This window comes from Wolbachia endosymbiont of Chrysomya megacephala, assembly GCF_008245065.1.
GTDB lineage: Bacteria > Pseudomonadota > Alphaproteobacteria > Rickettsiales > Anaplasmataceae > Wolbachia.
Window position 1 is genome coordinate 45022 of the sequence record NZ_CP021120.1, and the last position, 11794, is coordinate 56815.

14 protein-coding genes, 2 tRNA genes and 1 pseudogene are annotated in these 11794 nt (G+C 33.9%); 5 read left to right on the forward strand and 12 right to left on the reverse strand.

What is annotated here, in order from left to right; genetic code table 11:
• Positions 1–8: 8 nt before the first annotated feature.
• The 11 genes from rplL to rpsL all read right to left on the reverse strand — a co-directional run bounded on the left by rplL (position 9) and on the right by rpsL (position 7338).
• Positions 9–410, reverse strand: coding sequence for a 50S ribosomal protein L7/L12 (gene rplL, locus CAI20_RS00145; RefSeq protein WP_007301986.1), 402 nt, complete (start codon positions 408–410; stop codon positions 9–11).
• Between the two features lie 26 nt (positions 411–436).
• Positions 437–955: a 50S ribosomal protein L10 gene (gene rplJ / locus CAI20_RS00150; protein ID WP_007301987.1), complete on the reverse strand. Its 519-nt coding sequence runs from the start codon at positions 953–955 to the stop codon at positions 437–439.
• A gap of 12 nt (positions 956–967) precedes the next feature.
• On the reverse strand, positions 968–1621 hold the full coding sequence (rplA, locus tag CAI20_RS00155; protein ID WP_007301988.1) for a 50S ribosomal protein L1: 654 nt from the start codon (positions 1619–1621) through the stop codon (positions 968–970).
• Between the two features lie 4 nt (positions 1622–1625).
• Positions 1626–2066, reverse strand: a complete 441-nt coding sequence (locus tag CAI20_RS00160) for a 50S ribosomal protein L11 (protein ID WP_007301989.1) — start codon at positions 2064–2066, stop codon at positions 1626–1628.
• A gap of 2 nt (positions 2067–2068) precedes the next feature.
• Positions 2069–2905 (reverse strand): transcription termination/antitermination protein NusG, encoded by an 837-nt coding sequence (gene nusG / locus CAI20_RS00165; protein WP_010406831.1) that lies wholly within the window; start codon positions 2903–2905, stop codon positions 2069–2071.
• Complete coding sequence (gene secE, locus CAI20_RS00170) at positions 2895–3104, reverse strand: preprotein translocase subunit SecE (RefSeq protein WP_012481857.1); 210 nt, start codon at positions 3102–3104, stop codon at positions 2895–2897. Before secE ends, nusG begins: the two co-directional genes overlap by 11 nt.
• 10 nt (positions 3105–3114) lie before the next feature.
• A tRNA-Trp gene (locus CAI20_RS00175) sits at positions 3115–3187 on the reverse strand.
• A 12-nt stretch (positions 3188–3199) separates the two neighbouring features.
• Positions 3200–4372 (reverse strand): elongation factor Tu, encoded by a 1173-nt coding sequence (gene tuf, locus CAI20_RS00180; RefSeq protein ID WP_007301992.1) that lies wholly within the window; start codon positions 4370–4372, stop codon positions 3200–3202.
• Between the two features lie 12 nt (positions 4373–4384).
• Positions 4385–6460, reverse strand: coding sequence for an elongation factor G (gene fusA, locus CAI20_RS00185; RefSeq protein ID WP_149168626.1), 2076 nt, complete (start codon positions 6458–6460; stop codon positions 4385–4387).
• Between the two features lie 21 nt (positions 6461–6481).
• Positions 6482–6958, reverse strand: a complete 477-nt coding sequence (rpsG, locus tag CAI20_RS00190; protein ID WP_006014699.1) for a 30S ribosomal protein S7 — start codon at positions 6956–6958, stop codon at positions 6482–6484.
• Positions 6959–6963: 5 nt separating this feature from the next.
• A complete protein-coding gene (gene rpsL / locus CAI20_RS00195) occupies positions 6964–7338 on the reverse strand; it encodes a 30S ribosomal protein S12 (RefSeq protein ID WP_010406837.1) in 375 nt (124 codons plus the stop codon).
• A gap of 239 nt (positions 7339–7577) precedes the next feature.
• On the opposite strand from rpsL, the gene CAI20_RS06765 reads away from it, so the two are divergent.
• The 3 genes and pseudogenes from CAI20_RS06765 to CAI20_RS06835 all read left to right on the forward strand — a co-directional run.
• Positions 7578–7700, forward strand: coding sequence for a hypothetical protein (locus CAI20_RS06765; protein WP_019078684.1), 123 nt, complete (start codon positions 7578–7580; stop codon positions 7698–7700).
• A gap of 80 nt (positions 7701–7780) precedes the next feature.
• The gene (gene prmC, locus CAI20_RS00200; RefSeq protein WP_007301995.1) at positions 7781–8632 is read left to right on the forward strand and encodes a peptide chain release factor N(5)-glutamine methyltransferase; all 852 of its coding nucleotides are present in this window, start codon (positions 7781–7783) and stop codon (positions 8630–8632) included.
• 81 nt (positions 8633–8713) lie between these two features.
• Positions 8714–9137: pseudogene (locus CAI20_RS06835) on the forward strand (transposase); the annotation flags it as partial.
• Positions 9138–9348: 211 nt separating this feature from the next.
• Here CAI20_RS06835 and CAI20_RS00215 read toward each other — a convergent pair.
• Complete coding sequence (locus CAI20_RS00215; RefSeq protein WP_012481858.1) at positions 9349–9948, reverse strand: BON domain-containing protein; 600 nt, start codon at positions 9946–9948, stop codon at positions 9349–9351.
• A 256-nt stretch (positions 9949–10204) separates the two neighbouring features.
• On the opposite strand from CAI20_RS00215, the gene CAI20_RS00220 reads away from it, so the two are divergent.
• Both CAI20_RS00220 and tig read left to right on the forward strand, forming a co-directional pair.
• A tRNA-Leu gene (locus CAI20_RS00220) sits at positions 10205–10286 on the forward strand.
• Between the two features lie 155 nt (positions 10287–10441).
• Positions 10442–11785, forward strand: a complete 1344-nt coding sequence (gene tig / locus CAI20_RS00225; RefSeq protein ID WP_007301998.1) for a trigger factor — start codon at positions 10442–10444, stop codon at positions 11783–11785.
• Positions 11786–11794 lie beyond the last annotated feature (9 nt).

Genomic DNA, 11794 nt, shown 5'->3' on the forward strand with positions numbered 1-11794 from the left:
CTAACATTTTATTCAAGCTCAACTTTAGTTGCTCCTGCTTCAATAAGTTTTTGCTTTATTTTTTCTGCTTCGTCTTTAGAAACATTAGCAGTCAAATCTTTGGGTAAAGACTCAACTAATTCTTTCGCTTCTTTTAAATTCAATGTAGAATTAACTTCTCTAATAGCTTTAATCACTCCTATTTTTTTGCTTGCATCAATCTCTTTGATTACAACTTTATATTCAGCTTTTTCTTGAGCAACAGGAGCATTAGCATTATCACTAATAGGCACCCCAGCACCAACAGCTCCACCAAGAAAAGAACCACTAGGCAACCCTATTTTTTCTTCTAGAACTTTTACAAGTTCAGAAGCTTCTAATAGATTTAAAGATAATATTTTATCAACCAAATCACTTGTTACATTATTCATACTGACCACCTTATTTAACAACAAATTTATTTTTTAGAACTATAGTAATCCAAAACTCTCATAAGCCTCATAGAAGATGAATTAATAGACAATGCTAACCGAGCAGGAATATCATAAGATATTAAACGCATAATTTTAACACGCAATTCATCCAGAGAGGGAAGCTTAGCCAATTTGTTAACATCTTCCACTGTTAACAATTCATTTATATGAGCCGCACAAATCACAGACATTTTTTCTTTGTTAGCATTAATAAAATCAACTATTAACTTTGCAGCTTCTACTATAGCACTAGAATATATAATAGCAACAGAACCAGAAAATTTACCTGATAAATAAGAAAATTTACCAGTCCTTTCCAAAGCCAAGCAAGCTAGAGTATTTTTAACTACTAACATCCCACCCATTACAGATTTTAGACTATTCCTAAGAATTAATGAATTGCTAACATTCATAGACTTGAAATTTACCAATATTAAGAAATCATTATTTACAAACACATTCATTATGTTTTGTATAAATTCATCCTTATCTTTACGCTTCACAATTTCGCTCCCTTAAATTATATCTTCTACTTTGTTTATTTTATGAGCTTTACCCATAGTTGAATTTAAAAAAACGCTTTTAAAGTAAACTCCTTTCACAGAAGCAGGTTTATTGTCTCTAATTACTTTAAGAAAGGCTTTTAAATTTTCCAGCAAATCATCAATATCAAATTTAATACTTCCTAATTTACCATGAATAACCCCATTTTTATCCGTCCTGAATTTTATTTGACCAGACTTAATGGTTTTAGTAGCTTCCGCAATGTTAGAAGTCACAGTACCAAATTTAGGGTTAGGCATCAGCCCTTTAGCACCCAATACTTTTGCAATAGGAGTGATTTTTGCCATGAAATCAGGAGTAGTGATGCACCAATCAACATTCAACTTTCTACCTTTTTTTATCTCTTCAATTAAATCTTCTCCTCCTGTAATATCAGCACCAGCTTTTTCAGCTTCTAATAAATGTTTATCTTGAGCAAAAACAGCTACTTTAATATTCTTCCCGATACCTTTAGGCAAAACTACTGTACCACGCACCTGCTCTTCAGATTTACGTGAATCTACACCTAAATTGACTGCGATATCAACTGATTCATTAAATTTTGCTGAAGCAGACTCAACAACCTTCTCCAAACATTGCTTAGAATTATCATTATATGTACTCATTTACCTAACCTTCCACAACTTCTATACCCATAGATTTTGCAGTGCCTATAACCATCTTCACTGCTGAATCTTCATTATCCACTTTCATATCAACCATCTTACACTTTGCCACTTTAATGATAGCAGACATAGATAATTTAGCCACTAATTCTTTACCAGAATTACCAGAAGCTTTACTTAATTTAGCTTCCTGCTTAAGCAAATAAGCCACAGGCGGACCGCTGACAGTAAAATCATGAGAGCGATCATCCTTTATGGAAATTCTCACTGTTACTAAATCACCTACTTTATAACTAGCGTTAGCAGCGCTAGTAGCTTTATTAAAAGCTTCACAAAATTTAGGAACAGGTATACCACGCGGGCCAAGTACTGAAGCAATTTTCGGTCCTGGAACTGCTTTTCCAGCTTCCATAAGCAAGTTAATCTTAGCAACTACATTACTCATAATTAATCCTCTATTTTCTCTACTTGAGCCAAATCAAGCTCTATTATTGTTGGCTTACCTAAGATTGATACTTCAATATTAATAATTTTTTTCTCATCATTTACCATATCTACCTTACCAGTAAAATTTTGAAAAAGACCATCATTAATTTTTACTTTTTCACCTTTCTCATAACCATAACTCAACTTTTTCGTTTCTTGAGCATTGTAAAGCGCACTACACATTGAGCGAATCTCATTATCCTCAATCACCTTTGGAACATTACCATTTTTCAAAAATCCATAAACCTTAAGAGATTTTGGTATATTATTAATAAAATTTAATACCTCATCGCATAAATTCATGTATAAAAAGACATAACCAGGAAAGGACTTCCTTCGTTTAGCATTTTTTTTAGATTTTAAATCCATCTCACTTAATTCTTCACAAGGAATAAAAACCCTATTAAAATAATTATTAATATTCAATCTCATAGAATTTTCTAATATATATTGGCGCACTTTCTCTTCATAATTAGAGGCAACTCTTAAAATGTACCACTTATATCTATTAAATTCCTTACGTTTTAAAATTACCTCATCATCTGAAATCATCTCAAAATGACCAGACTCATCACCACAAAACCCAGTCATTTGATTCAAAATATTTTTGCTTTCATCACACAGATGCATACATATATATACTTCACATAACTCTTTTATATCAGATTTTACATCACATACTGTCTGATAAGGAATAAACACCTCCTTAAAGTAAACAGTATTGGTTGCCAACTCGCATATATCCTTCTCATACCCGTAATCGACTTTAATGATATACCATTTATACTTATATTCCATAAATAATTCCAAATAAAGTCTTAATTACGTAAAGAGACATAAAATCTACGAAGCAAAAGAAAATCGAAAAGCATAATATAACAGTTATTACAATAAACAAAGATGACAATACCTGCTGTTTTTTTATCCAAGCAATTCTCCTTATTTCTTGCTTTATATCGCAAAAAAAAACATACAGGTTTTTTAACATTTCTACCATAATATTAATGCAGGAGCGATAGGAATTGAACCTACAACCTCTGGTTTTGGAGACCAGCGCTCTACCAATTGAGCTACACTCCTATAATTCAAAGTTTACTCTAAAATTTCCGAAACAACGCCAGAACCAACAGTTCTACCACCTTCTCTTATCGCAAAACGTAATCCTTTATCCATTGCTATTGGTACTTGCAACTCCACTTCTATACTTACATTGTCCCCTGGCATTACCATCTCCTTTCCATCTAGCAATTTTATGCTCCCAGTTACATCCGTTGTCCTTAAATAAAACTGTGGCTGATAATTTCCAAAAAATGGTGTATGCCTTCCTCCTTCTTCTTTCTTCAATATATACACCTCCGCATTAAATTTCTTATGCGGGGTTATTGTCCCTGGTTTTGCCAATACTTGCCCTCTCTCCACTTCTTCTCTCTTTGTTCCTCTTAGTAGTATTCCTACATTGAGTCCTGCACTTCCCTTATCTAGCAACTTCTTAAACATCTCAACACCAGTACATATCGTCTTTTGCGTCGCTTTCAGACCTATTATCTCTATCTCATCCCCTGTCTTTATCTCCCCCTTCTCTATTCTTCCTGTTACTACCGTCCCTCGGCCCGATATTGAAAATACATCTTCTATTGGCAACAAAAACGGCAAATCTATAGGCCTTGGAGGTACTGCCACATACTCATCTAACTTCTCCATCAATTTATCTATTGATTTCTTTCCATACTCACTACTATCATCCTCTAATGCTTTTAACGCAGACCCAACTATCATAGGCACTTCATCACCTGGAAATCCATACTTACTCAGCAACTCTCTCACTTCCATCTCTACCAAATCTATCATATCAGCATCAGCAACATCAGCTTTATTTATATATACCACGATATATCCAACACCCACCTGTTTTGCCAGCAATATATGCTCTCTCGTTTGTGGCATCGGCCCATCAACCCCTGACACTACCAATATCGCTGCATCCATCTGTGCTGCACCTACTATCATATTCTTTACATAATCAGCATGTCCAGGGCAATCAACGTGTGCATAGTGTCTCTTTTCTGTTTGATATTCAACATGCGCTGTTGCTATTGTTATCCCTCTCTTTCTTTCTTCTGGCGCTTTATCTATTTGATCATATGCTACAAAATTACCATAATGCTTTGTTATCGCCGCTGTTAACGTTGTCTTCCCATGATCCACATGTCCTATCGTTCCCACATTTACATGCGGCTTTCCAAATGCTTCTACTATCGCTGTCATAATTACTAACCTTTAATTATACTTTAACTTTAACTCATCAACCACATATTGTGGCACTTGTTCATAACAAGAAAAATGCATACTATACTGAGCTCTTCCCTGAGATATAGAACGCAAAACATTTATATAACCAAACATATTTGCAAGAGGAACCGAAGCAGTAATTATTTTGCTATTATTACCTAAATCCAGCATATCAACAACACTGCCTCTTCTACTATTTATATCACCCATAACATCACCCATATATTCTTCAGGAGTAATGATTTCCACTTTCATTATAGGTTCTAGCATTTTTGGACCAGCTTTATTTGCCATTTCCTTAAAAGCACCTTTAGCAGCAAGTTCAAAAGCCAAAGGACTAGAATCAACATCATGAAAAGCACCATCAAGAAGAGTAGCCTTAAAATCAATCAATGGAAAGCCGGAAATTATACCACCTTCTTTTATCAACTCTAAGCCATTTTGCACTCCAGGTATATACTCTTTTGGAATAGCACCGCCTACAATTTTACTTTCAAACTGAAAGCCAAAACCAGGCTCAAGAGGTTCGAATTTTATTTTAACTTTAGCAAACTGACCAGCACCACCTGATTGTTTTTTATGAGTGTAATCAATTTCAACAGATTTAGTGATAGTTTCACGATATGCAACTTGAGGTGCACCAACGTTAGCTTCAACATTAAACTCGCGCTTCATTCTATCAATAATAATCTCAAGATGCAGCTCACCCATACCTTTCAATATAGTCTGCCCACTCTCCGCATTTACTGACATCCTTAAAGAAGGATCTTCTGCAACCAATCTATTCAAAGCAACACCTAATTTTTCCTGATCTGAGGTGGTTTTCGGTTCTATAGCAATTTCAATAACAGGATCAGGAAATTCCATACGCTCTAATAGTATAGGAAAATCAGATGAACATAAAGTATCACCAGTAATTGTTTTCTTTAATCCAACTAAGGCAACTATATCACCAACTTTAGCTTCGTTTATATCTTCTCTGTTATTTGCATGCATAAGCAACATTCTACCAATTCCTTCAGTCTCATTCTTTCCAGCATTTAACACAGCAGATTTAGATTTTAACTTACCGGAATAAATACGAATAAACGTCAAGCTACCTACAAATTTATCCGTCATCACTTTAAACGCAAGAGCAACGAATTTCTCTTTTTCTGAAGGTTTGATCTCAATTTTCTTTTCTGAATCTTTAGGATCAGTTCCAATAATTACATCAACATCAATAGGAGAGGGTAAAAAATCAACCACACCATCTAAAAGTGATTGCACGCCTTTGTTTTTAAAAGCTGACCCACATAATACAGGGACAAATTTTCCTTTAATGGTCCCGCTTCTCACACACTTTTTCAACAAATCAATTGGCAGATCGTTAGATTCAAAGTAAGTATTTATCGCCTCATCATCCATTTCAGCTGCAGCATCTAATAAAAGATTTCGATGCTCTTGAGCTTTATCAAGCAAATCAGAAGGAATATCTTCATAAGAAAATTTAGCGCCTAATGTTTCTTCTTGCCATATAATAGCTTTCATAGAAATAAGATCGATTATGCCTTTAAAATCTTTCTCACTTCCTATTGGCAACTGAATAACTAAAGGTGATGCGCCAAGCTTCGTTTTTATCATATCGACACATCGATAAAAATTTGCCCCGATTCTATCCATTTTATTAACAAAGCAGATACGAGGAACGTTATATTTATCAGCTTGACGCCAAACTGTCTCAGACTGAGGCTCAACTCCAGCAACTCCATCAAATACAGCAACCGCACCATCCAAAACCCTCAAAGATCTCTCAACTTCAATAGTGAAGTCAACATGACCAGGAGTATCTATTATATTAATCCTATGATCATTCCAAAAACATGTTGTTGCAGCAGAGGTAATTGTAATGCCACGCTCCTTCTCTTGCTCCATCCAATCCATAGAAGCTGCACCATCGTGCACTTCACCAATCCTATTTTGTTTACCAGTATAAAATAAAATACGCTCTGTTGTGGTGGTCTTGCCAGCATCTATATGAGCCATTATTCCTATATTTCTATACCTAGATATTAAAACTTCCATACCACAATCAATCAGCTAATATTAAAAACGAAGATGAGAAAATGCCTTATTAGCTTCAGCCATTTTATACTTTTCTTCACACATCTTAAATGCACCACCACATTTATTATAAGCATCTAATATTTCAGACTGCAAACAATAAACAGTAGTTCTACCACTCTTTTTGCGAGCAGCAGAAGTTGCTCTAGCAATCCACCTTAATGCCAAAGAAATTGCTCTATCTTGACGAATTTCAACAGGGACTTGATAAGTTGCACCACCAATACGCCGAGAGCGTACTTCTATAGAAGGGGTAACATTTTCTACTGCTGTTTCAAAAATTGATAAGGCATCTTTGCCTATTTTCTTTTCAGCTAAGGACAAAGCACTATAAGCAATCTTTTCTGCAATAGACTTTTTACCACATTTCATAATTATATTAATAAAACGCATAAGCAAGACACTACCATAACGAGAGTCAGGGCTTGTTCTTTTTTTTGCTTTATTACGACGTGCCATAAATTTTAACCAGATTTCTTTACACCATATTTCGAACGGGCTTTCTTTCGATTTTGCACACCACGTAGATCAAGAGCACCTCTTATTATGTGATAACGTACACCCGGCAAATCCTTAACTCGCCCACCACGTATTAAAACAACGGAATGCTCTTGTAAATTATGACCTTCGCCAGGTATATAAGCCGTCACTTCACCGTATCCACTAATCTTTACTCTAGCTACCTTACGTAGTGCTGAGTTAGGCTTTCTAGGAGTTGTAGTATATACCTTAGTGCAAACACCCCTTCTTTGAGGATTGCATTTTCCCAAAGCTGGCACCTTCTTCTTGCGAGTTAACCCTGATCTACCCTTACATATTAATTGATTTATCGTAGGCATATACTGTAAATTTAAAACTCTGAAAATAACTAAGTCTTAGTTATAAAATAATAAACCTCAATAGTCAATATAAAAATAAACATTACTACTCTAATAATCTCAGCCCAATTGCTTTGAAAGCTACTGATAATTATATGCTAAAGCGCATATTGGTTTTAATATTAAGAAATTATCACTTGCTGTGGTCGAATTAATATAGATATGGAACAAGTAATATACTGTGATGGCTATCAAAGAATATGCAGAAAATAATGCTTATAATAGAGCCAAGAGCTTCTAACATTAATGCAAAAATACCAACCGAACTAACCGAATTACCAGTAAAGCCGGATGATTTTTACAATCCTACTCTTGACACTTAGATTTAATGCAGCTACCCTAAGTTCAAAATTCTATACTCAATTTTGCTGTTCTTGCATACAAGGAACACGTTTTTAGAATAATGAAAACAATCAGCGCTTTAATTAAAGAAGGGTCAAAGCTACTATCATCACATAGAATTGAATCACCACATTTGGATTGTGAAATCATCATGCAGTACGTACTTGGAGTAGAAAGATCATTCACAATCATGAATCACACCAATCAGGTACCAAGAAACAAAGAACTTCTATTCTGGAAATTAACAAAAAAAAGAGCAGAAAGATATCCAATATCGCAAATAATAGGTAATCGTGAATTCTGGAGTAAAAATTTTATAGTTAACCAACATGTTCTAGATCCAAGACCAGATAGTGAGACAGTAATTTCAACAGTGTTAAAATATTACCAAAATAAGAAGCAAAAAATAAAAATTGCAGATTTTGGCACAGGCACAGGCTGTTTGTTGATCTCCGTACTTAGTGAGTATGAATATGCTATTGGAGTTGGTTTTGAAAAAAGCCTGGAAGCATACAAAATTACCTACCAGAACACAAAGAAACATAATCTTCTCAACAGAGCTAAAATATTTCCAAATTCGTGGATAGAATGCAGAGATTTATTTGATCTCATAATAAGCAATCCTCCATATATTAAAAGAAGTAAGTTAAAAGATCTGCAAGCTGAAGTGCAAAAAGAGCCAAGAATTGCTCTTGATGGCGGTATCGATGGATTGAGCTGTTACCTGAGTATTTTTCCAATATTGAAAAAGTGCCTTAAAAAAGATGGGTTTGCGATATTGGAAATAGGCGAAGATCAAAGCAATATTGACAAAATAATACCCTTATATGGACTGGCTTTTCAGGAATACGTATACGACTTGGCTGGAATGAAAAGATGCATTGTTGTAAAGCAAGATAAAGAACATGACTAGTAGAACGCTAGCTTTCTAAGAACCTGTTCATAATCTCAAGAAAGACATAAAGTAAGAAATAGAGTGTATAAATTAGGATATATGAGGAGTGTATACCCAAGTGACATAAGTCGAGAGAAGTTTGAGATTATTTCACCAGATCTGGAGTCTTGTGGAAAAAACAAAACCAAGAAAACTTGATTTGTATGATATATTTTGCGGAGTGTTGTACGCCCTAAAAAGTGGTTATCAGTGGAGGATGCTACCAAAAGAATTTCCAAAATGGCGCAATTGTTATGATTATTTCAAAAATGGAGTGAAAAAGTAAAAGGAAATAAAAAAAAGTATTTTGGAGTGCATGTTAAAAAAAATAGTTAGTGTGGTCCGACAAAACAATGTTTGGAAAGAAAAAATCAGCTTTTGCATAATTGACACTCAGAGTGTAAAGAACGCAGACACTGATGAAGAAAAAGGCTATGACGCTGGTAAAAAAATCTCAGGAATAAAACGCCATATCGCACAAGATATAGATGTTTGCTATTTATTCTTAAGCTTGGGAGTGTTAAATAGCATTTTACTTTTTTTAGTATGTAGAGATTTTCTAGGAATTATTCTATTGAATTCTATGATATTATTTTTTGTAACATTGTTATACATACCATAAGAGTGAACTGACGAAATTTGTAAAGGAGTTTTATGGCTTAGCTACATGGTACTAACACTCAAGTAAATTTTCATCAATGACGCAATTTGCTATGTCTATATCTCACATAGCTTACAACTTGCTTTACTCCTTTTACTTTTCTTGCAATTGCTATTACAGCTTTTAATTCCGCCTTATTTTGAGCTATACCCATCAAATAAACGACTCTATCAACTGTATTAACGCTATAATTAATTGATTTAATATTTCTTTTTCCCAGAAGCCTCGTGCTTATCTCTGCTGTTATCATACCATCTACAGTAACATCTAGCATAGAAGTCATTTTAATTGGTGTGACTCTTATTTCATTTATCACTTCTTTAATCTCTTTTTGCTGCCAAGCTATTTTCTCTGCTGTGAGTTGCTTTTCATGATTATCAACATTTCCAATGAGTAATACTCTTCCTTCACTCACTTTAACTTTTATAGATGAGAACAGTCCGTGTTTTAAGAGTCCCTTATTGATTTTTATTACTATAGTTGTATCATCAATAATGTTTCCCAAGGATTTATCTTGCATTGTTATTGCTGTAGCCGCTGCAGTTGCTGTTACCACTATACCACTTACAAGAGTCGTACAGCCACTCTGTGTAATCAGAAAAATTGCGAGTAAGAAGCTTGCTATTAATCTCATTATTAATTTCCAGAGTTTAGAGCTTTAATTAAAGAATATTAATAAGCTTTTTTTATTGTGTAAATACTATAAATTGAATAAGCCTTGAATATTTCTAAGACAGTACTTATCTCAATAATGTTAGTTAAAGTAATTCAGGCTTAGATTCATAGTGGAGTTAACTAGTATTATAAGTTCAGTCTGTGGTACTAAAATCTAATCTTTAAATTGTATAAGATGACAGAAGTGGTTATCTATAAGTTAATGAAGGGTTCTTGCGGATATGGCGAAATTGGTAGACGTGCCAGGTTTAGGTCCTGGTGAGCTTGCTCGTGGGGGTTCAAGTCCCTCTATCCGCACTTAAAGTCATGTAACTCAGGTTTTAAGAGAAAATTTATAATCACTAAGTACACTTTTGTTTGTATAAGAACCTGTTCTTAAGGATTGTATTTAACTTAAATTCTGGTAAAATGGCTTTATTAAAACATAAATAAAATATTGATAACAGGTTGTAATGTCTAGTAATATACCTCAAAATGCAGTCGAAGCAGATACATTAAGTAATATATATACCTATAAGGAACTTAGTGTAGATAAACTAAAGTATGAGTATGAAATCACAGTTAGTAGTGATTATATAGAACAAAAGATAAACTCTAGATTACAAGAAATAGCGAAGAATGCAAAATTTCCTGGATTTAGATCAGGAAAGATGCCTTACGATCTTGTTATTACAAATTATAAAAACGAAGCTTTGGAATATGTGATAAACGATACGATTGACTATTGCTCAAGTGATTTAATGAAAAAAATCGAAGTTAAGTCTCACATCCATCCTAAGGTTGATATTATGTCATTACCAAACCTTGATAAAAAGGATAAAAAAGGTGACTTTCTGTACAAATTATCTTTTGAATCGATGCCAAAAGTGCCAGTAATAGATCTTGATAAAATAAATTTGAAGAAAGTTAAGGCAAAAATCAAAGAGGGAGACATAAAAGAATTTATTGATTCTATAAAAACAAAATTTCCTAACTTTGTCTCTGTTGATGATGCTTCTTATCAAGCAAAAAACGAGGATAAACTGATAATTGACTTTGAAGGGCGAATTAGAAATAAGCTCTTTCAAGGTGGAAGTGGCAAAAATTTTACTGTTAATTTAGGATCTGGAACATTTATAAATGGTTTTGAAGATCAATTAATTGGCATGAAAAAAGGGGAAACAAAAAGCTTTAAGTTGAGATTTCCTGAAGATTACCAGGTAATTTCCCTTGCGGGACAGGAGGCTGCTTTTTCTGTTCGAGTTAATGACATTCAGATTGCCAAAGATTTGCAAAGTGATAATGAAATAGCTAGGAGAATTGGTTTTGAAGATCATTCTTCGCTAATAGATCATGTAAAAGAAGTAATTGATAATCAGTGTAAAGAAATGGAAGATCTCTTAATTAAGAAAGAGCTATTTGATTGTTTGGATGCTAGTTATAGTTTTGATTTGCCTATAGAAGTAGTAAAACAGGAACAGCAGAGAGTGGAAAGAGAGTTGAATGCTAAAGATGATTCGTGTAAAGAAGCTGAAAGACGCGTAAAGCTTGCAATGCTATTCATGGAGTTCAGTAAAGAACATGAAATATCATTAACTCAAAGTGATATTATGAATGTTATTGTAAATCAATATGTCAGTAAAGATGTATCATTTGACAGGGTATTTAAACATTTTAAATCAGATGGACAATTTCAGGAATTAGTTAGAGGGCAAGCGCTTGAGTATAAAGTGACGGATTATATGATAGAAAAAGCTAGTAAAGAAGAACAGATTGTTTCTGTGAAAGAATTAAAGGAATTATTTGATAATATTTGATAGGAATAA

What these genes read in the sequence shown, in the direction of transcription:
- fusA (WP_149168626.1), bottom strand. Translation starts at nt 6,460, where the DNA reads ATGGAAGTTTTAATATCTAGGTATAGAAATATAGGAATAATGGCTCAT.
- rplL (WP_007301986.1), bottom strand. Translation starts at nt 410, where the DNA reads ATGAATAATGTAACAAGTGATTTGGTTGATAAAATATTATCTTTAAAT.
- tig (WP_007301998.1), top strand. Translation starts at nt 10,442, where the DNA reads ATGTCTAGTAATATACCTCAAAATGCAGTCGAAGCAGATACATTAAGT.
- tuf (WP_007301992.1), bottom strand. Translation starts at nt 4,372, where the DNA reads ATGACAGCGATAGTAGAAGCATTTGGAAAGCCGCATGTAAATGTGGGA.
- CAI20_RS00160 (WP_007301989.1), bottom strand. Translation starts at nt 2,066, where the DNA reads ATGAGTAATGTAGTTGCTAAGATTAACTTGCTTATGGAAGCTGGAAAA.
- CAI20_RS06765 (WP_019078684.1), top strand. Translation starts at nt 7,578, where the DNA reads ATGCAGAAAATAATGCTTATAATAGAGCCAAGAGCTTCTAACATTAAT.
- rpsG (WP_006014699.1), bottom strand. Translation starts at nt 6,958, where the DNA reads ATGGCACGTCGTAATAAAGCAAAAAAAAGAACAAGCCCTGACTCTCGT.
- rplA (WP_007301988.1), bottom strand. Translation starts at nt 1,621, where the DNA reads ATGAGTACATATAATGATAATTCTAAGCAATGTTTGGAGAAGGTTGTT.
- CAI20_RS00215 (WP_012481858.1), bottom strand. Translation starts at nt 9,948, where the DNA reads ATGAGATTAATAGCAAGCTTCTTACTCGCAATTTTTCTGATTACACAG.
- nusG (WP_010406831.1), bottom strand. Translation starts at nt 2,905, where the DNA reads ATGGAATATAAGTATAAATGGTATATCATTAAAGTCGATTACGGGTAT.
- secE (WP_012481857.1), bottom strand. Translation starts at nt 3,104, where the DNA reads ATGGTAGAAATGTTAAAAAACCTGTATGTTTTTTTTTGCGATATAAAG.
- prmC (WP_007301995.1), top strand. Translation starts at nt 7,781, where the DNA reads ATGAAAACAATCAGCGCTTTAATTAAAGAAGGGTCAAAGCTACTATCA.
- rpsL (WP_010406837.1), bottom strand. Translation starts at nt 7,338, where the DNA reads ATGCCTACGATAAATCAATTAATATGTAAGGGTAGATCAGGGTTAACT.